The organism is Acidovorax sp. GW835-FHT14B10 (assembly GCF_058793725.1).
In genome coordinates, this window is the sequence record NZ_JBXAGC010000005.1 from 37,546 (window position 1) to 59,244 (window position 21,699).

At 61.9% G+C, this 21,699-nt stretch carries 13 protein-coding genes and 3 pseudogenes; 4 read left to right on the forward strand and 12 right to left on the reverse strand.

Translation table 11 applies throughout. The features are described from left to right. Window positions 1–8: 8 nt before the first annotated feature. Window positions 9–5,633 (reverse strand): hypothetical protein, encoded by a 5,625-nt coding sequence (locus tag AC1Q5S_RS05695; RefSeq protein ID WP_492238468.1) that lies wholly within the window; start codon window positions 5,631–5,633, stop codon window positions 9–11. Between the two features lie 659 nt (window positions 5,634–6,292). On the opposite strand from AC1Q5S_RS05695, the gene AC1Q5S_RS05700 reads away from it, so the two are divergent. Continuing rightward, window positions 6,293–7,479 (forward strand): IS3 family transposase gene (locus AC1Q5S_RS05700; RefSeq protein ID WP_492238469.1). Its coding sequence is split into 2 segments (ribosomal slippage): window positions 6,293–6,587 and window positions 6,587–7,479, totalling 1,188 coding nucleotides; the frame shifts between segments, so codons are not numbered across the junction. A gap of 97 nt (window positions 7,480–7,576) precedes the next feature. Here AC1Q5S_RS05700 and AC1Q5S_RS05705 read toward each other — a convergent pair. Genes AC1Q5S_RS05705 through AC1Q5S_RS05730 form a run of 6 tightly spaced genes read right to left on the reverse strand, consistent with a single transcriptional unit; the run spans window position 7,577 to window position 13,088 of the window. Then, window positions 7,577–8,437, reverse strand: coding sequence for a MaoC/PaaZ C-terminal domain-containing protein (locus tag AC1Q5S_RS05705; RefSeq protein WP_492238470.1), 861 nt, complete (start codon window positions 8,435–8,437; stop codon window positions 7,577–7,579). Window positions 8,438–8,458: 21 nt separating this feature from the next. Beyond that, complete coding sequence (locus tag AC1Q5S_RS05710) at window positions 8,459–9,730, reverse strand: ABC transporter substrate-binding protein (protein WP_492238471.1); 1,272 nt, start codon at window positions 9,728–9,730, stop codon at window positions 8,459–8,461. Then, window positions 9,727–10,461 carry an ABC transporter ATP-binding protein gene (locus tag AC1Q5S_RS05715; protein WP_492238472.1) on the reverse strand — a complete coding sequence of 245 codons (735 nt, stop codon included), beginning with the start codon at window positions 10,459–10,461 and terminating at the stop codon, window positions 9,727–9,729. The genes AC1Q5S_RS05710 and AC1Q5S_RS05715 overlap by 4 nt, the downstream gene beginning before the upstream one ends. Continuing rightward, a complete protein-coding gene (locus AC1Q5S_RS05720; protein WP_492238473.1) occupies window positions 10,454–11,194 on the reverse strand; it encodes an ABC transporter ATP-binding protein in 741 nt (246 codons plus the stop codon). The genes AC1Q5S_RS05715 and AC1Q5S_RS05720 overlap by 8 nt, the downstream gene beginning before the upstream one ends. Then, window positions 11,194–12,207, reverse strand: coding sequence for a branched-chain amino acid ABC transporter permease (locus AC1Q5S_RS05725; protein WP_492238474.1), 1,014 nt, complete (start codon window positions 12,205–12,207; stop codon window positions 11,194–11,196). Before AC1Q5S_RS05725 ends, AC1Q5S_RS05720 begins: the two co-directional genes overlap by 1 nt. Next, window positions 12,204–13,088, reverse strand: coding sequence for a branched-chain amino acid ABC transporter permease (locus AC1Q5S_RS05730; protein WP_492238475.1), 885 nt, complete (start codon window positions 13,086–13,088; stop codon window positions 12,204–12,206). The genes AC1Q5S_RS05725 and AC1Q5S_RS05730 overlap by 4 nt, the downstream gene beginning before the upstream one ends. A gap of 122 nt (window positions 13,089–13,210) precedes the next feature. Between AC1Q5S_RS05730 and AC1Q5S_RS05735 the strand changes: the two genes are divergently transcribed. The 3 genes and pseudogenes from AC1Q5S_RS05735 (at window position 13,211) to AC1Q5S_RS05745 (ending at window position 17,324) form a co-directional block, all read left to right on the forward strand. Next, window positions 13,211–14,995 (forward strand): thiamine pyrophosphate-binding protein, encoded by a 1,785-nt coding sequence (locus AC1Q5S_RS05735; RefSeq protein ID WP_492238476.1) that lies wholly within the window; start codon window positions 13,211–13,213, stop codon window positions 14,993–14,995. Between the two features lie 37 nt (window positions 14,996–15,032). Beyond that, on the forward strand, window positions 15,033–15,965 hold the full coding sequence (locus tag AC1Q5S_RS05740) for an SMP-30/gluconolactonase/LRE family protein (RefSeq protein ID WP_492238477.1): 933 nt from the start codon (window positions 15,033–15,035) through the stop codon (window positions 15,963–15,965). A 290-nt stretch (window positions 15,966–16,255) separates the two neighbouring features. Beyond that, window positions 16,256–17,324, forward strand: a pseudogene (locus AC1Q5S_RS05745) (transposase). 9 nt (window positions 17,325–17,333) lie between these two features. Here AC1Q5S_RS05745 and AC1Q5S_RS05750 read toward each other — a convergent pair. The 5 genes and pseudogenes from AC1Q5S_RS05750 to AC1Q5S_RS05770 all read right to left on the reverse strand — a co-directional run. Continuing rightward, window positions 17,334–17,543: pseudogene (locus AC1Q5S_RS05750) on the reverse strand (transposase); the annotation flags it as partial. A gap of 10 nt (window positions 17,544–17,553) precedes the next feature. Further along, window positions 17,554–17,912: pseudogene (locus AC1Q5S_RS05755) on the reverse strand (transposase); the annotation flags it as partial. Window positions 17,913–18,026: 114 nt separating this feature from the next. Continuing rightward, window positions 18,027–18,833 (reverse strand): enoyl-CoA hydratase-related protein, encoded by an 807-nt coding sequence (locus tag AC1Q5S_RS05760; protein ID WP_492238478.1) that lies wholly within the window; start codon window positions 18,831–18,833, stop codon window positions 18,027–18,029. Next, a complete protein-coding gene (locus tag AC1Q5S_RS05765) occupies window positions 18,830–19,885 on the reverse strand; it encodes a zinc-dependent alcohol dehydrogenase (RefSeq protein WP_492238479.1) in 1,056 nt (351 codons plus the stop codon). The genes AC1Q5S_RS05760 and AC1Q5S_RS05765 overlap by 4 nt, the downstream gene beginning before the upstream one ends. Beyond that, a complete protein-coding gene (locus AC1Q5S_RS05770) occupies window positions 19,885–21,633 on the reverse strand; it encodes an acetolactate synthase catalytic subunit (protein WP_492238480.1) in 1,749 nt (582 codons plus the stop codon). Before AC1Q5S_RS05770 ends, AC1Q5S_RS05765 begins: the two co-directional genes overlap by 1 nt. Window positions 21,634–21,699 lie beyond the last annotated feature (66 nt).

Sequence of the window (21,699 nt, forward strand, 5' to 3'; positions counted from 1 at the left end):
TTTGGTGACTACGTGGTCAGCTTGCTTTGGTTGGCTGACCACGATAACGCCAAAGAAATAAGAAAAATTAGCATAAATTCATGACTTGAGCGAACAGATCCTGTGCCTCTGAGTCCAATCGCCGCGCAGCGATCAATAATGCTTGCTAGCGGAAATCCACGCCGAACTGGATCCACTTGAAGTTTAATGCCTTCGAGCTTCAAGGTTTGCGTTGTAATTAATTGGAGTGAATTGTCGTCAGCGAATTTTTGTAGAGCCATTTCCCGGGAATTTGTGAAAATTCGGAAACTATCATTTTCAAGCTTCCAGCAGTTTATGACTTGTTTCATGAATTCAAAATGCTCTTTCTTCCACATAAGCACCTGCCGAGAAGGACCAATGTAGGTGCTGATTTCCTCGCCAGCGTACGGGAAATTGGAGGATAGGGACTCATCCCACTTCACTAACTCTGTATGTCGTACCAGTTCAGCCCAGCGTGTCGGTTGAATTCCAGAAAGCCAGTCAAGTGGGTGCGAGCCTGTCTTTTTTCTTGAAACTATGCGGCCCGTTTCGATCAATAAATTCTCTAGACGCTTTGCATTTTGGTCGGAGATATTTGTCGCCGACTGAGCGATGCCGAAATTTCTCCGTAGAACAAGCATCCGAACAAATTTGAGGGCCTCCGTAGCTGTGAGGGGACTTGTGGTAGTCGTGCCAGAGTTTTGTTCAAATGTGCTTAAGTAGTCATGGAGTAGCGTGATCCTGTCCAGGTCAATCAATTTTTCCTGAAGATATTTGGACCTATCCTGTTGAGTGAATTTCTGAAGCTGCACGGAGCGGCTTGCCACATTCGGAAAGAAATGAAAGTAACTTCGAAATGTTGTGCCTGGTTGTGCATGACCCAGTAGTCGGGCGACAGCCCACGAACAGCGGCGTGTTGATTCCTCACTTCCCAGTAAGAGGCGCCGTGCATTCTGGTGTGCGGCGCTCCCGATATCAAACGGATTCAAATTCAATGTACTGAGGTCCAAGAGCTCAGCCACTCTGTTCGCAAACGTATGTCGGTTGTGATGCGGACTGAGTTGATCGTTGCGGGTTACCTGTTGAATGACACCACCAATTCTTCTGAGCAGTCCTCGCCGCTCTTCCAAACCATCTAGCCCAAACTCGGTCGGGAAGAGTTCGTCTTTGTCATGCAAGACCGGGGTGGCTTGTCGTACTAGGAAGCATTGCTCGATGATTGCCCTCTCGTGATCCGTCAGCCGAAAGAGGAGTGGAACTTGGCGACGGCTTGCTGGCGATTTCAGCCGGCGCAAATGATTGCTCCGAACCATGAGCACCACACAGTCCGGCGCCGGCTCCGTCCAGTCAGATCGCAACAGACATGCGGCCTCCATCCCGCGCAAGCCGAATCGGTACATCAACAGATTGATGAACGCGCATTGAAGATCGCCCACGGATGCTTGGGCTGGAATGGGCGCAAGACAAGCATTGATGCGGAGGTACTCCAGCTCTGTGATGCAGCCAGCGGATACCAACAAGCTGGGCCCATCTGAAAAAATTTCTGACCAATCTGGGTTTTCGACTCCGAACGCAGCGTTTATCGTTTGGTGGAAGTCCTTCAGGCACTGGAGGGCTAGGTGGAGGGTCTTGTATCCATTCTTGGCGACCTCTGTGCTGAAGTCTGGTGAATGTGCTGTTGGCTCGGTTGTATCTGGAACACTGGAGCGAGCGTCCATCAAGCGCAGGTAGAAGTCTGTGACATCTTCTTCCTCGCACGCCAGTAGATCGTGGTCAAAACCGATGGCCAAAAAGCACAGTGACAAGCTGCTGAAATATCTGTCCACAGAACTGACGCGAAGAAGGGTGCCCTTGCTGGTGCTTCTTCGTAAGAGGTGCCGCACCCACTCCACCAGGAGAAGGCAACTTCTACCGGCGGACCCTCGGTATTGATCCAGCGCTCTGCAAAGTGCCGCGTCCATATTTCTGCGGCCAATCCCACCAGCGGTAGCGGCGGCGTGTTTTCTGAATATCGTCCGCACCTCGCCGAATAGCTTCTTGCTTGCCTCCTGTGAGATGGCGGGATCTGGCATTCCGGTTGGTGGCGAATGGTCTGCCGTATCTCTGTCAACCAGAGCGGATAGATGAACTTCATGCTGGTCTGGAGATATCCTGGGTGGGCCTTGCTCGTCCTCGAAAATTTCCGAGCCGCTCTCCGTTTCGGATGCTTTGAATGTTCCGAAATCACCGGCCGCACCGTGCCGCAGTCTGATCCAGTCGCGATGCGGCAATCCGACGGATTGGAGGTCGCCATTCAGATAGGCCGTAAGTGAGGCGGGGAACTCCAGAAGGTTTGCTTGATGGACCAGTTGCGCGATTTCAGTGATCGTTGCAGTGGCGGTGTTTATGTGCGGGGCCAGCAGCCCGATCTCTTTGCAGAGCTTTTGCCACTCAACGGGAGGACTGCTCTTGCCCATGTCCAGGCCACGTTTTGTCGTACTGGCGCGGGCAAGGAAGTTCGCTGCGGCAACACTGATGGGGTAGCGTTTGACGGCGCAGCCCGAATCGATGTCCAAGTCAGGGGAATACTCCAGATAGTAGGATTGATCGAAATGCACAAGCCGAAAGTTTTTGGCCACGAGCAGGTCTCGGAGCAGGGGGGGCTCTGTCACCCTGGACTCAAGAACCGTGAGCACTGTTCCAAAGAAAAGACATTCGCGAAGCGAAGTACGGGAGAGCTCCTTCGTGTCAAGAATGTGCTGCAGGGCATGAAGTGCCGCCGCTACCTTTTGGCGGCTGCCGATAGCTTGGTGCGAGAGCAACGTGCGCTCCTCCAAGGCAGGCAGGTAGCGCTTTTTGAGACGTGGTCGAGTCCCATCCGCGCACCAGCGTTGCCGAATCCAGTTCTGAAGCGCTTCGTATCGAAGGGAGCCGAGTGCTCGCGGTGTGCCCGAGTCGTTGAGCAGCATGCGTTGGCTCAGCACCTCCCATTCGTCGGCTGAGATTGAATCGACAGGTCGCTCTCCAACAAAACGAAGAATCTCACTTTGTGCTTCAGTCAGTGCGTCAGCGTGGCGTTTCGCGCGTCGAGTCTCACGGGCCGCTCTGCCGAATTGCGCACCCTCTTCAAGGCATGTCTTGCCAGGCGTCAGGTCGGGAAAATCAAGGGGTGTGGTGTCCCAGCCAGGCGTTTGAGGTGGGGCAAACTGAAGCGCGGCGAAGAGCTGTTCAAGGGCCGGGCGGATAGCTTCCAAATCCTGAAGCCTAACCCTTGCCGAGAACCGTCCGTATGTAGCCGTTCCTCCTTCTGCATGCCCGAGGAGGCCGTCGATGATCTCGGGGTCTTGCCCCAATCTGCGCAGATTCGTGCTGGTCCGATGTCGGAACAGGTTCCACGGCAACGGCCAGGAGAAGACCTCCATCGAGTCCAGCGTCACTTCAGATACTTCGAACCAGCGCAGGCTTTTTCGTGCGGGGTCTTCCCCGAGGAAGAAAAGTGCCGGCATCGCGGCGCTGGCTGCGCCAGCGGATAAAGTCTGCAGCTCTTGAGAGAGAGGGGGATCCTGGCTGCTGAGGCAGGAAGCTAGGCGACGAAGGTGGGGCAGGTAGAAGTCTTGGCAGAGCCGGACCAACTCGCTGGGAAGAACCACCATCCGACCGTCATGACGTTGGGAGGCAACTTTGTCCACGACGAACAAATACCTTTCGTCCCAGTCGACCTGCCCGAAGGACTCCAATGGGCTGGACACCGGACGAATTGCAGTCGCGGCAAGAATTGCGGCGGTCATGTAGACCGTCACCGCGTTGTGGTGGGCTAGCCAGTTCTCGGCCGGGCCAGCCGCCAGGCGGCCAATGTGCTGACCTACCCGTGCAATTTCTTCGCGCAGCAATGGGTCAAGCGGGCTCAGTTCACTGCCGGCGATGTTTTCTTGTGCTTGCGCGTTCCGTGGGAACAAAGGAGGTGGCGCGAGACCCGCAGCGGTTATGCCTCGGTGGACTTCCGCTGTCCGAAAAGCTGCATAGGCACAAGATCCCGGCAAACCACTTCGCGAGCTGCTCGCAAGCAGGCGACCGAGTACGGGGTCACCGGTTGCCTCGAAAACGCCTTGCTCAAGGACGTGTGCGAGCGTGCCTGACCGAACGCGTTCCAAGCCGGGTGTGCGCTTGCACACTTCGTTGAACATCGCCTCTGGCGAATCTTGGGCTGGTGACGACGGCCAAAGATCCAACAGTGCGCGCGCCGACGGGCGTCCCGAGCAGTGCTGAGAAATGATTTCTGCAACTTCGTCTGGAAGTGGCACTTGAAGATGGCCCGCGAGGGGTTCCAGCCATTGCGATGTCGCAGATGAAGCCTTCCATCCCCTGGGGTGCCGGGGGGGCAATCTCTGCAAAGTCTGGGTGTCGGGGTGAATGCTCCAGTCCCGCCCACATTGACTGGAAAAGGAGATGTCGGTCGCTGCCATCCGAACGGATTTGGCCGTGTAGACCGCGATCCAAACGAGTGCGCCCAAGAGGCGAAGACTTTCGGGTGCGTCTCGCGCAATTGCAGCCTGCCACCAGTTTTCCAGGCAAGCCCGTTCAAACTGATTGAGGCGGTTGGTACTGAACGGGAGGAATTGCTGGTCTTCGATGGTGGCGAGAAGCACACCACGCGCTTCATGTTCCTGAGCCACCGGATTGAGGCGCTCATCAATCTTTGCTTCCCAGCATTCGGTCCCTTCGCCGCCATCCTGGTCGATGAACCTTCCGGTGATGGGCTGGGGGTCTTCCGCCAAGATTTCGCCTGGAGAAAAAACGGTCGGCGCTGTACTTTGAGCGGATGTTCCCCAAAGATGCTCACGACCGGGGGACAAGCGGGCATATTGAGAAAAGGCACCCTTCGCGGTCAGGGTTTCGGCTCGGCCGGCCCGGATCGGCTCAGATTCACAGTAGCTGCGCAATGTCCGGAGCAGTTTGATATGCGCCTTGACGCCGGGCCCGTCGTTGGACGCCAGTTCTAGCTTGCCGATCAGAGCTGCAGATTCCCAAGTCAGATGCTGTCTATATATAGTTAGTGATCCACTGGGGGGGCGAAGCCCAGCGAAAAGATCCCGCCAATCCCAGTCGCCAGAGACTGCTTGGCGCAAGCTCCACGACACCTCGACGAGCCGTTTGTCCGGCTCGGATCCCTCATAGATGGCTGCGATGAACTGGATGAACGTCCAGGTTCGAAATGTTTCCAACCGAAGGTGGGCGGCTGCGTCAGGGTGATAGGCCCTGGGCACGCACAGCGCGAGGAGGGCGAATTCGCGCAACGTGCCGCGTGGGAGTTGCGCGGCTACCTGTTGGGCCGGAGGCAAATATGGATACAGACGGGCAATGGTTGGGGACGCAGCTAGGGACTCCATGAGCCGGTACAACTCCGAAGCCGGCTCGGATTCGTCGGCCCATGCCGAGGCAATCTTCAACGGTACGGGCTGGCGCAAGTACTCAATGATTGATCCGACGTACTCAGGATTGGCGCCGGTTTTTGATGCATCAAGAACCGCAAGCAGCGGACGAGTCAGCCTTAGCCGGCTAGCCCATTCGAGCAAAGGATGCAGCGACGCTGGAAGCCCAAAGGTCTCAAAAGCCTGTCCGTCCTGACCGCCGAAAATCCAGGGTCCGTTGTCCATTAGGTCTCATTCGTTGAAATGCGGCGCGTTCTGCACCGACCGGAATCGTCAAAATTCCATGTGTATTCAACGTTTTACATCATTTCTAGTCAATTGAAAACGTAAGATACGTTCTCATCAGCCTAGAGCTCATAACCTTCTCGCGCAACCAATAAGCAAGCGGTTTCCGCTGACAGTAAACGCCCACTAACCAGTGGGCGTTTTTGTTTGTAGCCCAACCATAGCCTTGTTGTAGCCATCCGTAGCCTGTCGGTTTGGTCGATTGGTTCCATACGACCATTGGGTGCTTTCGGGCGTTAGTTCGAAATCGAACGCCTGATCGGGCCACTACGTAGTTGGCAGCAAGAGCAAACCTCCAGAAGGGGGGGCCGGCGGCCGTTTGAGGCTGATCAGCGACATTCGCGGGCCGTGCCATGGACGGTGGGGGCCCGACAATGGCGGTCATTGAGAGCCGTTGGCCGCAACCGACAGCTTTACTCCCAACACCAGTCGCTCGACTGCACTACGGACAGCAAGCTGACTTGAACGGCCGTTCCCGCACAGAGTGTCAGGCTCAAACGCCCCATGGTAGACGTTCAACGGGGGCAGCGGCCAGATGACCCTGCCTTGATTTCACGTACAGCAAGAAGTTGGAAACTTCAGCTGTATGGAGAATCGAGATGCGAGATACCAAACTGCCCAAGCGGCAATACACGGATGAATTCAAAGTCGAGGCGACCCGGCTGGCCGAATCGGTCGGAGGCCACGAAGCGGCGCGCCGATTGGGTGTTCCGGTGGCCACACTGGGCAACTGGAAGCGGCGCTCAGCCGCAGCAGGCACAGGCGCACCTGAAGTCGCGTTGAATGCGGGGGCAGTGCCAACGCGCCGGCCCGTGAGCGAACTGGAGGCTGAGAACAGCCGGTTGCGCAGGGAACTCGCCGACGCGAAGCTCGATGTGGAAATCCTTCGAAAAGCGACGGCGTACTTTGCCAAGGGGTCGCGATGAAGTACGCCTGGATCGAGCATCATCGCGACGAGTACACGGTGAGCCGGCTGTGCCGGGTGTTGTCGGTATCCCGGTCGGGGTACTGCCAGTGGCGCGTGCGGGCGCCCAGCGCGCGATCCCTTGCCAACCAGGCCCTGGACACCAAGGTGGCGGCCATCCATCAGGGCAGCCGCCGCAGCTCCGGCAGGCCCCGGATCACGCAGCAACTGCGCCAGCAGGGCGAGTGCGTGAGCGCCGAGCGGGTGCGCCAGAGTCTCAAGCGCCAAGGCCTGTTCCCGGTGTACCGCCGGGCGTACGTGGTCACCACCGACTCAGGGCACCGCCTGCCGGTGGCAGCCAATATTTTGGATCGACGTTTCGACGGCTGGCAGCCGAACCAGGCCTGGGTGGGCGACATCACGTATGTCGCCACCGGCGAGGGTTGGCTGTACCTTGCCGCGGTGATGGACCTGGCGAGCCGCCGGATCGTAGGTTGGTCTATGTCAGACTCGATCGATGCGAAGCTGGTGTGCGCTGCCCTCAAGTCAGCGTATTGGCAACGCAAGCCGAGCCCGGGATTGCTGGTGCACACGGATCGTGGAAGCCAATATGCCAGTCATGAATACCGCCGGCTGGCGGCGGACTTCGGCATCACGATGTCGATGAGCAGACGGGCGAACTGCTGGGATAACGCGGCCATGGAGAGCTTCTTCAAGACGCTCAAAGTCGAGCGGATCTACCAGGTAAGCTATGACACTCGGGCGCAGGCAAGATTGGACATCGTGGACTGGATCGAGGGCTTCTACAACCGCGTGCGCATGCACACGGCTATCGGATGCCGGGCCCCTGTCACAAAGGAACGCAGCCTGCTGGCTGCATGACTTGGTGTACGTGGAAACGAGGCAGGGTCACAACATCGTGCAGAGAATCCTTAGCCAAACGGGGAACTCCAACTGAAATACATTAGTCAATTCAGGATCAATCGCTAAGTGCCAAGCCGAGATCAAGAACTGTCGTATCTCGCTCAGCGATTCTGCATCGGAAACGCAATCCTTCAGCCTCACCAAACCACAGTTCGGTGCGAAGCAGATCGCCTGGATAGACCGGTGCGGAAAAACGCGCGTCAAAGCGTCGTAGGCGCGATGCGTCGCCCGCGGCTGCCAGAGCCGCCACGGCATAGGCGGCGATGCCGTAGGTGCAAAGTCCGTGAAGTATCGGCCGCTTGAACCCCGCACGATGTGCCACGGCAGGGTCGGCGTGCAGCGGGTTGTCGTCGCCGCTCAGCCGGTAGATCAACGCCGCCTGCAGCGGGATGCGGAAATCAAGAAAGCCGTCCGGCTTGCGCGGCGGCAGTGGAAGCACTGCTGGCATGGTGACGGGAGGGCCGCCGAAGCCGCCGTCCGCGCGACAGATGGCGTTGGACCGTAGCGAACATAGCAAGGCGCCATCAGTGTTGTCGAAGAGGTCGCGGCGTGTGTACAGGTGTGCGCCGCGACCGGGGCCCTTGTCGATGATCTCTTCCACGACCATGCGGCCCGTCACGCTGCCTGACACCGGCAGCGGCCGGTGCACAACGAGGCTTTGTTCGCCATGCACCACCGCCTGCCACTGGATGCCGGTGTCGGGGGCACGCTGCCAGAAACCCGGATGGCCGAGCACCACCGCCATGGTTGGCAGGATGCGAAGACCTTCCTCGTAGACATAGTGCAGTTGCTGCGCGTCCAGCGGATTGTGACCCAAACCCAGACCGAGCGCGTAGAGGATACCCTCGCGCGGGCCGTAGGCCTGAACCACATCGGGAAAGACGCGGCCGCGCAGGCGTTCATAGTCGATCGTCATCGGAGCATCGTTTCTTGTTGCTCAGATTGCAGCGCGCTTGCCCCACATCGGCAGTGGCATGGCAACGGGTTTGGCTAAGCCGAAGGGCTCCGGTGCGATGGTCACGATCTTCCGCGCGCGCCACTGGTCATAGGTTGGGAAGGCGCGCGTATTGCTCTGTGTCGTCGGATCGAACTTCACCCCCCAACCCACGATGGTCGACCCTGCAGGCAGGTCAAGGGCCAGCGCAGCCGCGCGGATCTTTTCGGTGTCCATCGCGCCCGCGTCGGGCAGGATGCGCTTGAGCAGAAGGTGCATCGCCGTGAAGCCCATGCCGGTATGCGCGGAAGGTTCGCGGCCGCCATGCTTTTTCCGGTGTTCTTCATGGAAGCGCTTGAAGAGCGCCGCGGCCTCCGGGGTGAGGCCGGACGCATTGATATTGACGGAAGTGCCGGCGTTAAAGACGCCGTTCACGTCGTCCATCAGCGCGTCCGCGTACTCCCCGACGTTGTGACCGCCGCCGTTGCCGATCACAGCTTTGAAGTTGAGCCCAGCTTCGCGCGACTGGCGTGCGAACAGGATGCAGTCGGGCGTGTACTGGCAGGCGATCAGCACGTCCGGCTGCAGTGACTTGTAGCGCTGCACTATGGACGACATGTCGGTCGTCTTGTAGCTGTAACTGGTGGCATCGACGACGGTCACCCCCTTCTTGGCCAGCCAGGCCTTCGCACCTTCGGCAATGGCCGTGCCGTTGGCCGAGTCTTCTGTTAGCAGTGCCACCTTCATCTTCGAGACCTCCAGGCCGCAGCCCGGCGCGATTGTGTCGGTGACGAAGCGTGCAGCGCCGGCCCCCAGCGTGGTCGCCGGGTAGATCATGCGAAGTAGGTACTTAAAGCCGCGCTTGGTCACGTCGTCGGCGACCGCGCCCTGCTCCAGGTAGATCACCTTGTTGCGTTCGGCCACCTGGCTCGCGGGCAGCGAGATCGAGCTCGCATACGAGCCCACGATGACTTTGACTCCATCCTTGCTGATCAGGCGATTGGCTTGCGAGACCGCCTCCGTGGAACTCGGCACATCGGCCACCGCGAACTCGATCTGCTGGCCGAACACTCCGCCCTCGGCATTGATCCACTCTTGCGCCATTTGGAAGCCGCGGAACACGTCGTTGCCGAGTGTGGCGAGCGGCCCCGACAACGGCAGCAGCACGCCGATCTTCAGCGGTGGCTTTTGCGCGAAGACCGATGGTGCGGTCGCGGCCGCGGCCAGGCCGCCACTGGCCATGGCGGCAAAGGAACGTCGGGATATCTTGTTCATGTGCTTGTCTCCTGTTGCTTTGGTGAACCGAGGCCGAGATAGATGCTTTGCACCTCGGGGTTTTGGGAAAGTTCGCGGCCCGTGCCACTGAGGGCGGCGTGGCCGTGCTGGATCACGTAGGCGCGGTCGGCCATTGCCAGCGCGCGACCGACGTTCTGCTCGACGATCACTAGCGTCACCCCGGTGTCGCGGATGGCGCGAATGGCGTCGTAGACGACGTCGACCGCGATCGGAGCCAGGCCGAGCGAGACCTCGTCGAGCAACAGCAGATCGGGCATGGCGACCAGGCCGCGTGCGATCGCGCACATCTGCTGCTGTCCGCCCGACAGTGTGCCGCCGAGCTGCAGCGCACGCTCCTGGAGGATGGGGAAGAGGCGGTGCACATAGGCCAGGCGTTCGGTCAGATGAGGGCGGGCCCGCTTCGAGTAGGCCCCCATTTCCAGATTGCGCCGCACGTTCATGCGCTGGAACAGGCGCCTTCCTTCGGGCACTAGTACCACGCCCCGTTCGACGATTTCGCTGCAGGTCTGGCCACCGATGGCAACGCCATCGAGCAGTATGCTGCCCCGCGTGGGTTGCACCAGTCCGGCGATCGTGCGCATCAGCGTCGTCTTGCCGACGCCATTGGAGCCCACGATTGCCACCACTTCCCCACGCTGGACCGCCATGTCCATGCCGAACAGCACCTGGGTGTCTCCGTAGCCAGCGTCCACATCCTTCACTTCAAGCATGGACGGCTCCCGTGATCGCGGTGGTGGTGAGGTCGCCCAGATAGGCACGGACGACGGCCGGATCTCGCATCACCTCCTTGGGGCTGCCGTCGGCGATCTTCTTTCCGGTGTCCATGACAACGAGCCGGTCGCAGATGTCCATCACGGCCTCCATGTTGTGTTCGACGAAGAGCACGGTCGTGCCTTCGTTTCGCACGACGCGAATCAGCTCGAGCATGGCGCCGACCTCCGAGGAGTTGAGCCCCGCCAGCACCTCGTCGAGCAACAGCATGCGGGGTACCGTGGCCAGAGCGCGACCCACTTCCAGCCGCTTTTTCTCGGCTGTGGTGAGCGAGGGCGTCGGTAGGTCGAGCCGTCCACCCAAGCCGACGCGTCGCGCGACGTCGCGGGCCGCGGTGCGTGCTTCGTCGATGCGCCGTCGGTGTAGCATGCTGCCAGTCATGATGGTCTCCAGCACCGTCATGGATGTAAAGGTTTGCGGTATCTGGAAGGTCCGCGCGAGGCCGCGTCGGCAGATGCCCGCTGAAGACATGCCGGCCAGAGAGCGCCCTTCGAACAGAATGTCGCCGCTGTCCGGTGCGATGGCACCTGCGACGAGGTTGAAAAGGGTGGTCTTGCCGGCGCCGTTCGGACCGATCAGTCCGAAGATCTCGCCGGCGGCCACTTCGAAGTCTACCGCGTCGACGGCCACCAAGCCTCCGAAACGTTTGGTGAGGGTCTGGATCTGCAGCATCATTCGTCTCCCGTGCGCGTAGCGGGCCCAGCCTTGCGCCGCTGCAGCCGCTCACGCAGATCCTGCAGGCCACCTACCAGGCCCTGCGGCAGCAGCACCACGATCACGACCAGCATCAGCCCGTAGACCACCAGGTGCGTGCCGGAAGCAGCGCTACCGAAAGCCTCCACTAGGAACTCCCGGAAGGGCAGGGCGATGGCGGCGCCCAGCACCGGACCCGCCAAGGTGCCCACGCCGCCCAGGATCGACATCAGGGCCAGATCCACGGAGAAGCTGATAGTGAAGACCGTCCCGGGCTCGATGTACATGACGTACTGAGCCATCAGCGTTCCGCCGATTGAGGTGAGTGCGGCGCTGACCACCAGCGCTAGTAGCTTGTAGCGCCGCAACGGCACGCCTGCGGCATCGGCGGCTTCCTCGTTGTCGCGGATCGCGCGGAGGTAGAAGCCCGTGTAACTGCGCGACAGCAGGAAGGCGGCGATCAGCACTACCGCCAGATAGCCGCCGGTCAGCCAGACATAGCTGCTGCGATCGGCAAACACCATGCGGGCGAAGCCCGGCACGAAGTCCACGCTCAGCCCATAGGGCAGCGCGACGAACTTGCGCGAATAGATCAGCAGGATGCGCACCGTTTCGCCAAAGGCGAGCGTGGCCATCGCGAAGAACACCCCGCGCATGCGAAAGGTGGGGAAGGCAATGATCACCACCAGCACGATGCTGAACACGGCACCTGCGAGCATGCCAAGCCACGGGCTGACGCCCGCATAGTTCAGCAGGATGGTCGAGGTGTAGGCACCGATGCCGAAGAACGCGGTGTGGCCGAGCGAGAACTGTCCCGCCATGCCGCCCACGATGTTCCAGGAAGACGCCAGGCCCGCGTAGAGCAGGGTCAGGATCAGCAGGTTGAGATAGTGATCGTTGCTGGGGATCAGCGCCCCGGCCACCACGACCAGGGCCAGGACGCCGGCCCAGGCCGCATCGCGGCGATGGGTGATGAGGTAACGCGACGTCATTTGAGCGCCTCCTTCTCTGCGCCCTTGACGCCGAACAGACCATGCGGACGCACCGCGAGCAGCAGGATCAGCAGCACGAAGTGCGTGGCCTCTTTCAGGTCGGGGCTGATGAAGCCGGTGATCGATTCCACGATGCCCAGCACCAGTCCGCCGATCACGGTGCCGGGCAGGCTGGACAATCCTCCCAGCACCACCACGACGAAGGCGACCAGCACGAAGAAGGTGCCCACCGAGGGAAAGGCATAGAAGCTCGGAACCAAGACAGCCCCGGCAATGCCGGTCAGTCCGATGCCGAGACCGAAGGTGATCAGAAAGATGCGGCCAGGGTCGACGCCCATCACACGCGCGGCGACGATGTCCTGCGAAATTGCCTCGATCGCACGCCCCAGGAAAGTGGAGCGCATGAATACGACCACCGCAGCCAGGATCGCGGCCGCGAAGCAGAAGGCCACCAGCCGGTTCGAGCTGAGCGTGATGCCCAGCAACTCAACCGATTCGCCGCCGGGCGGCATCACCTGAACGGTGCGGTAGTCGGCGCCCCACAACATCAGCGCCACGTTCTGCAGGGCGATGCCCAGCCCGAGCGTGGCGAAGACCTGCGTCATCTCGGGTTTGTAGATGGTGAAGCGCATCAGGCACCAGTAAAAGAGCAGGCCCAGCACGAAGAAGGCGGCGCCGATCAGCGGGGCGCCGAAGTATGGGTTGATGCCGGTGCTGCGCATGAGCCAGTAGCCCGCGTACATCCCCAGCATCAGGAACTCGCCATGCGCGAAGTTAACAACCTTCGCCACGCCGAAGATGAGGTTGAGTCCGAGTGCGCAGAGGGCGTAGACGCCGCCGAGTAGAACGCCCGAGACGATGAGTTGAATGAGAACCTGCATTGGAAGGACTTATCTCCGAGGGGCGGGTTTTGCCGAATGAGTTGGCGATAAATATTCTATAAACTACAGAATGTATTTAATTTAATGTGGCGATGATTCTTGTGTCAAGGGGGTCAACACCCATGGCCGCTCAGCCGCCCAATCTGCCTGTTCACATCACCTTCATCCACGGACTGCCCATGACCATCCAGCGCTCACTCACCACCTCAACGCCCAGTCCCGAACTCATTGCCGGCGTGCTGGAGGAGGCGGGCATCAACGCGGTGTTCGGCATCTCCGGCGGGCACACCGGACGGATCTTTGGTGCGCTGGAAAAAAGACAGGCCACGATCCGGACCGTGCTGGTGCGGGAGGAATCTCTGGCCGCCGTCATGGCGGAGGTCTACGGGCGGCTGACGCGCAAGCCGGGCGTGGTGCTGGGGCAGGGGCCGTGGGTGCTCGGCAACGGGCTGGTAGGCACCATCGAGGCGCGTTTGTCGAGCTCGCCGATGCTGCTGCTGACCGACTTCAGCGACACCCCGCCGTTCGGGCTTCACGCGCCCTACCAATCGGGCACCGGCGAGTACGGCAACTGGGACGCGCGCCAGGCTTTCGGTGGCATCACCAAGGAAGTCTTCGCGGTGCACGACGCCACCGGTGCCGTGCAGGCGACACAGCTCGCGATCAAGCATGCGCTCAGCGGTCAGCCGGGCCCGGTGGCGGTGATCTATGGCCTGGCGGCGCTGACCGGCGAGGTCGGCCCCGATTCGCAGCCACGCCTCTACCCGACGCGTCACTACCTGCCGGTGGCGCTTCCTCCCGCACATCCAGTGGCAGTGGCCGACGCCATCACCGCGCTGCGCGCCGCCCGTCGACCGGTGCTGGTCGCCGGCAACGGCGTGCGGTTGGCGGCGGCCTACGAGCCGCTGCGCCGCTTCGCCGAGGCCGCCGGCCTGCCGGTGGTCACCACCCCGTCGGGCAAGGGGGTGCTGGCCGAGACGCATCCGCTCGCCTTGGGCGTGTTCGGCACCTTCGGCACCGGCGGTGCCAATGCCTGCGTCGCGGAGGCGGATCTGGTAGTCGTCGTGGGTTCCAAGCTGAGTGCGTCGGACACCGCGCGCGAGAACCCGTTGCTGCTCGATCCCGAGCGGCAGACCTTCATCCAGATCGACGTCGAGCCACGCAATGCCTCGTGGACCTTTCCGGCCGAGCACGTGCTGTTGGGCGACGCCGGCAGGGTGCTGGATCAATTGCGCGAAGCGCTCGGCGACGCGGCAGCGTCGGATGGCGCCGACCGTGTGGCGCGCCAGCGTGCGCTGCACGGGCACTTCGACGGCGATGCCTACCGATCGGACGCCAGCCCGCTGATGCCCCAGCGCATCATCGCGGAACTGCAGCGCCACCTGCCGCAAGACGTGGTGATTACCTGCGATGCAGGCGAGAACCGCATCTTCATGACGCACTGCTACCAGACCCGTTCGGCTGGCGCCTTCCTGCAGGCGGCCGGCGCCGGGCCGATGGGCTTTGGCATCCCCGCGGCGCTCGCAGCCAAGCTGGTGCATCCCGAGCGCGCGGTGGTCGCGGTCTGCGGTGACGGAGGATTCGCCATGACCATGAACGGACTGATGACCGCGATCGAGCAGGCGCTGCCCATCATCGTCGTGATTTTCAACAATCAGGCGCTCGGCTGGTCGCTGCATTCGCGCGGACCCTTCGCCACCACGCTGGGTGACTTCGACCATGCGGCGATCGCGCGCGGGATGGGCTGTGAGGGCGTGCGCGTGACCGACCCGGCCAAGCTAGGGGAGGCGCTGGAGGCCGCGCTGCGGGCCACTCGACCGACGGTCATTGATGTGATGACTTCGCTGGACATCTCGTTCGACGACCTCAGTCTACCCCTGGCCGCACCGGCACGGTCCGGTACCTGAACCTGCTAGCCAACTTCAATTAACCAGGAGACATGACATGACATCACACATCCGAGAAGTCGCCACTGGGCTGCGCTTTCCCGAAGGGCCGATCGCCATGCCCGATGGCTCGGTGCTGCTGGTGGAGATCGAGGGCAAGACGCTCACGCGCGTGAGCAGTGACGGCCGCGTCAAGCGCATCGCGCAGCTTGAAGGTGGACCGAATGGCGCGGCCATCGGCCCCAATGGCAAGGTGTTCATCTGCAACAACGGGGGCTTCAAGTGGCACGACAGCGCCGAGCATGGCATTCGCCCGATCGGCCAAGCGGATGACTACGTTGGCGGGTGGATCGAGACCGTCAATTTGCGCTCCGGACAAGTCGAACGCCTCTACGAGCGCAGTGACGCAGGACCGCTGCGCGGGCCCAACGACCTAGTGTTCGACCGCCATGGTGGGTTCTGGTTCACCGACCACGGCAAGACCCGACCACGGGATGTCGATCGCGGTAGCGTCTGCTATGCCAAGGCTGATGGCTCGCAAATCCAGGAACTGATCTTTCCACTGTGGTCGCCCAACGGCATTGGCTTGTCGGCCGACGAGCGCACACTGTATGTGGCGGAGACTTTTACGGGACGTGTCTGGGCTTTCGACCTCAGCGGGCCCGGTGAGATAGCCAAGAAACAGTGGCCGCTATCGCCAAACGGTGGCCGGCTTCTTGTCGGTCTGCCCGGTTACCAGAATCTGGACTCGCTCGCGATCGACAGCGCAGGAAACGTTTGCGTTGCGACCTTGGCAAATGGAGGCATCACCGTGGTTGCGCCGGATGGTAGCAGCGCCGACCATGTGCCACTGCCTGACGCGATGACGACCAACATATGTTTTGGAGGGCCATCATTGCGCACCGCATACATCACGCTGTCGAGCACCGGCAAGTTGATTGCTATGGAGTGGCCGCGGCCTGGATTGCCCTTGAACTTCCTGAACACCTAGGGAAGCTCTTCACGAATCGGTTCTGGCTGTGCCACGGCGATGTGTGAGCTCAAATAGCACTCACGTTGAGCAGTTTGGGCGTGTGCAGGGCGCCCAGCAGGCGCTGCGCCAGGGCAATTGCCCGGTTTCGTGGGGCATTACGCCCCCTGCACGCGCACCTGTCCTAGGCAGCATCCCTTTCAAGGTGTTGCCCCTGATCCCGCAGCAGTAACCTGCGCCCCACAGCGGGAGAGCTGCGGATGTGGAAAGAAGTCTTGGAGAGGTTTGAGAGCCATGCGCCGGTGAGCGTGATGACCCGGGCGGCGTTGGAGCATGCCTTGCCGGCGAGCTGGGTGGATGAAGTGTTCCAGACCAGCCGCCAACGCCAGTATCCTCGCGAGTTGCTGTTCTCCAGCGTGGTGGAGCTGATGATGCTGGTGAGCCTGGGGCTGCGCCCCTCGCTGCACGCGGCGGCCAAGAAGATGGCGCAGTTGCCCGTCACGCTGGCGGCGCTGTACGACAAGGTCAAGCGCACAGAACCCCTGGTGCTGCGGGCTCTGGTGCAAGGCAGCGCGGCTCGCCTGGAGCCGGTGGTTGCTGCGGTAGGCAGCCAGCCCAGCCTGCAGGGCTGGCAACTGCGCATCCTCGATGGCAACCATTTGCCAGCCAGTGACAAACCACCCCAATTTGGACAAGACCGGCCCCTGAAGCCAAGCCGTGCCCACAGAGACCGGGCAGGTGCGTGAGCAAGCCATTGAGCTGGCGGCCACCCAGGAGACGGTGGTCGCCCCGCCGTCCTGGCGCCGCATCGAGATCCAGTTGCAGGCGCCCACCGAAGCGGGTGACCAAAGCATTGCCTTGTGGAGCAACCTGCCGGCGAGCATCGACGCGGCCACCATTGCGCAGTTGTAACGCAAGCGCTGGCGCATCGAGGGCTTGTTCGGACGGCTCGAATCGGTGCTGCACAGCGAGATCCGGACCTTGGGCCACCCGCGTGCGGCGCTGCTGGGGTTTGCTGCAGCAGTGCTGGCGTTCAACGTGTTGGCGCTGCTCAAGCGCTGCGTGGAGCAGGCGCACTGCGAGCGAGCGCCTGGTCTGGATGTTTCGAGCTATCACCTGGGCGTGCATGTGGCCAGCGACTACCAGGGCATGCTCATTGCGCTGCCATCCGAGGTGTGGCAACCGTGGTGCGAGGCGTCAGGCGAGGAGGTTGCGCAGCATCTGCTGCGCCTGGCAGGGAAGGTCAACCCGCGCAGTGTTGCCACGGCCAAGCGCGGCCCCAAGAAGGAAAAGCCTGGGGGATACGTGGCTGGCGCTGTGGCTCGCAAGCAGCTGTCCACCGCTCGTGTCCTCAAACAGGCTGCGGGGACAACACCTTGAAAGGGATGGTCCTAGGCAGGCCATCAGCTTGTGCCTTGCCATCCACAGATTGCCCTGCGCAAACAGCGTGACGATCTGCGCCGTGTTCTTCTTGAGCCCCCGGTAGCGAACCTTCACGTACCCGAATTGTTGCTTGAGCACTCGGAATGGATGCTCCACCTTGGCCCGGATGCTGGCCTTGGTGCGCTCGAACTGATCAATCAGAGTACCCAGTGCTGATGAATCAACATACGCGTTCAAACATGGCTTCGACCAACTTGTAGTCGTTGAGCAAGCGGCGGAATTAGTGGCGTCGGGCACAGGCTCGAAACCCAGGTCTATGCCGACGAAACGGCGCAGGCTGGCACTGTCGTACAAAGCTTCTTCATATGCCAGGTTGGCGAGGTTGAACCAGTGCTGGATGAAGTGGGTGCGCAGCATGCGCTCGAGCCCGATGGGCGGGCTTCGATTGCCAAGCTTGGGGTAGTACGGTGCGATTTCATCGCACAGTGCCGCGCACGGCACCAGCGCATCCATGGTCTTCAAGAATTCGTCTCGCCGCGTAGGCTTGCGGTGCAGTTCAAAGCCCGACTGTGCGTCGGCCGCCATGGCCAGTGTCTGCTACTTCATGACCCGGCGATTTACCCCGGGATGTACGAGCAGCAGGGATTTTTTCAGCGCCGCCCCAGCAGAACCTGAACGCGGCATCGGGAGCCCTGGCGTTCAACGCCCTGTCCAGCGCGGTGGGCGCTTCTCGATGAAGGCGCGCGGCCCTTCGAAGTAGTCATCGCTGGCTGCCGCCAGTTGCATGCCGACGACGCTGCACTGGCGAAGCTCGCGCTCGTCCAGGTCTAGCGCTGTGCGTGCCACGCGAAGGCTCTCGCGCACGGCTATCGGCGCATTGCCTGCGATTTGCGAGGCCAGTAGCAGTGCTTCCTCCAGCACTCTCTCGGGTGGGACAAGCCGGTTGACGAAACCGAAGTGGTGCGCACGTTCAGCGTCAATCGGCAGCGCCGTAGCGATCATTTCCAGAGCAATGTTGGGCGGCAACGCCCGTGGCAGTCGGTACAAGCCCCCTGCGGCGGCGATCAGGCCGCGCAAGACTTCGGGCAGTCCGAAGGACGCGCGCGGTGACGCAACCACCATGTCGCATGCCAGGACTAGCTCGCAGCCACCAGCGAGCGCCTTGCCATCGACCGCGACAATCCAGGGCTTGTCCCGCTTTGCGAATACCAAGCCGGCAAATCCGCCACGCTCGGTGCGCAGACTTGCTCGTTGGCCGGCGGCTATCTCTTTGAGGTCGGCGCCTGCAGAAAAGACGTCAGGATGCGAGCTGGCCAGCACAATGGCACGAATGTGCGAATCGGCCTCGGTGGCATCGACAATGGTTTCGAGCGCCGTCGCGACCGCCCCATTGACTGCGTTGCGGGCATCGGGCCGGTTCAGCGTGACGAGGGCGGTGTGGTCGTCGCGCACTTCGAAGCGAACCACGGCATCCGGCGCGTCGAATCCTGGCAGCGCAGTGCTCATGCGTCTATGCTCCGACCCGGTTGCAGCACCACTTTCGACACGTCGCGCGCCCGAGAATGCGCGAAACCATCGAGGGCCTGGTCGAGCCCGAGCACCATCGAGACGAAGGGGCGCACCGCCTCGGGCGTGTCATAGAGGCGACGAGCCATGACCTCCCACCCGGCGCGCTTGGACGCGTGCGCGCCACGAATCTGCTGGCGGTTGCGCACCAGCGCGGTCAGGTCGATGGCGGCATGCTGGGCATGGATGCCAGCGGTGACTAGTATCCCGTCCTTGCGTAGCACCGCCAGGCCCTGGTTGATGCTCCCGGGATGGCCTGTGGCCTCGAAAACGACATCGGCCAATCTGCCATCGGTAGCGGCAAGGAAGCTGGCGCTCAGGTCTGTCGTGTCCGCGAGATCGATGATGTGTGTCGCGCCGATCTGCATCGATGTCTTCAGACGCGCTCGATCGTTGAGTCCCACCACCACTACCGTCGTCGCACCGCGCCAGGCGGCGGCGCGCGCGATCGCTTGGCCGATTGTGCCTGGCCCCAGAACCAGCACGGTGTCGCCGGAGGTCACTGCGCCCACCTCGGCCGCGTTGTCGCCTACACAGAGTGGCTCCATTAGCGCTGCGAGCACCGGATCAGTGCCTTCGCGCAGGGCCACGCAAGCCAGCGCCGAGACGCGCACGAAACGCGCGAACGCACCGTCACTGGTCAACCCGATGGTGCGGCGGAAGTTGCAGCGCTGAGGGAATCCCGCCACGCAGGTGGTGCACTTCATGCAGCCGATGGTGGGGATCGCGGATACCAAGTCGCCCTCCGCCAAGCTGGAAACCTCGGGCCCAACTGCCGCGATGCGACCGGAAAACTCATGTCCCAAAGTCACCGGCAAGCGGTTGCGCATGAACTCGTAGCTGCTGCTCCAGTCGTAGACATGCACGTCCGAACCGCAGATGCCAGTGGCTGCCACCTCAATCAACACGTCGCCAACACCGGGGCGACCGGGTTCGGCCACCTCGTCGAGTGACAGGCCAGGGGCGGGCGCGGTTTTGCGAAGGGCTAGCATCAGGTGACCTCGTACCAGCTTACCGGCGGGAATGCGTTCTCATCAGTCACGACATCGATCAGGGTCATGGTTTCGGCCTTCAGCGCGTCATCCAGGGCGGCTCCTAAGTCGGCGGCGTTCTCTACGCGCACGCCCCGTGCTCCGACCGCCCGGGCGATCGCCGCGTGATCGACGGGCACGAAATCGCAGGCATCGGTGTGGGCTCCGAACTTGACGTTCTCGGCGTGCTTCTGGTAGCCGAGGATGCCGTTGTTCAGCACCACCAGCACTACCCGTAGCTTCATCCGCACGGCCGTCTCCAACTCGGCCCACGCATGCGCGAAGCCTCCGTCACCAACCACGCAAAAGATCGGCGCGTCGGGCTTAGCGACCCGCGCACCCAGCGCCATCGGAAAGCCCCAGCCAAGGCCGGCCAAGCCGCGCGGCGTGATGAAACGCATGCCGGCGCGACGCGAATGTAGATAGTTCGCGACCCAGATCGACGAGTAGCTCGCGTCGGCCACCACGATACTTTCGGGCGTCAGTCGCTGGTCGATCTCGTTCATGATCCGTTCGGGGCGCAGTGGCGAGGCATTGCTCTCGATCAGCGCGGCGGCTTCGTCGCGGTGCCGATCGTGGCCCTTGCGGATTGCGGCTTCCACTTCGGCGCGACGGGCGCGGCGCTTGGAGAGGAGGTCGCCGCGCTCGAGCCGGTCGGTTAGTGCAGCGAGCGTGAGGCGTGCGTCGCCGATTAAGCGCATTGCCTCGTAGTTGCGTCCGACTTCCAGGGGTTCGACATCGATGTGGATGAAGCGCGCGTTTTTTGGATACAGCTTCCAGGAGTCGGTCCCGTTCTGGTTGGTGCGGTTGCCCACCAGCAGCACAACGTCGGCGTCGGTGATCAGCGGTTTGAGGTAGCGAGCGCCGCCGTTCGGCCCGGTGAAATAGCTGGCCACACCGATCGACAGCGCGTGCCCCTCGTCGACCCCGCCCTTGCCCATGACAGTGGTGGCCACCGGCACGCAGCCGACCTCCTGCAGTCGCTCCAGTTCGGCAGCTGCGCCGGACAGATGCACACCGCCACCCGCGATAACGATTGGGCGTTCCGCTTCGGCGAGCAAGGCGGCGGCTGCGTCGAGGCTGACCTGATCCGGCAGCATGCGATCCAGTGGATAGCGACCCAGCGACGCCTGGCGCGATGTCATCGGTGGCGCCGGCTCCAGCAGCAGGTCAGCGGGCAGCAGCAGCACCACCGGGCCTGGACGGCCGCTCGTCGCGGCGGTGAAAGCCATGTCGAGGTAGTCGTCAATCCGGCTGGCCTCCGTGATCCGACGAACCCACTTCGTGCACGGCCGGAACATCGACTCATGATCGATCTCCTGGAACGCATTGCGATCGGTCTGGTCCCGGTTGACGTCCTGCACCAGTGCAATCAACGGGATCGATACCTTCAACGCTTCGAGCAGCGGTGCCACCAGCAGTGCGGCGGCCGGCCCGTTCTGCGCTGTAACGATGCCCACCTGGCCGCTCAAACGTGCATAGGCGTCGGCCATGTAGCCGCCGGTGTTCTCCTGGCGATATGCGATCTGGCGGATGCCGTACTGCTTACCGGCCAGATGCACCATCGACGGCAGGCTCTGTCCGAACAAAAAGTTCACGCCGTGGCGTTGAAGACCTGCCGCGATACGGTGTGCGACGGTCTCGGTCGGGTCCAAGCCGCGTGACTGGGTTGCCCGGCGGGTGGTCGGGTCAAGTGCGAGGGGGGGCATGGCATGTCTCCTGTGTCTCTTTGAAGATCGCAGGGCCTGATTGGTAGGCACTGTCTGCGGGGGATC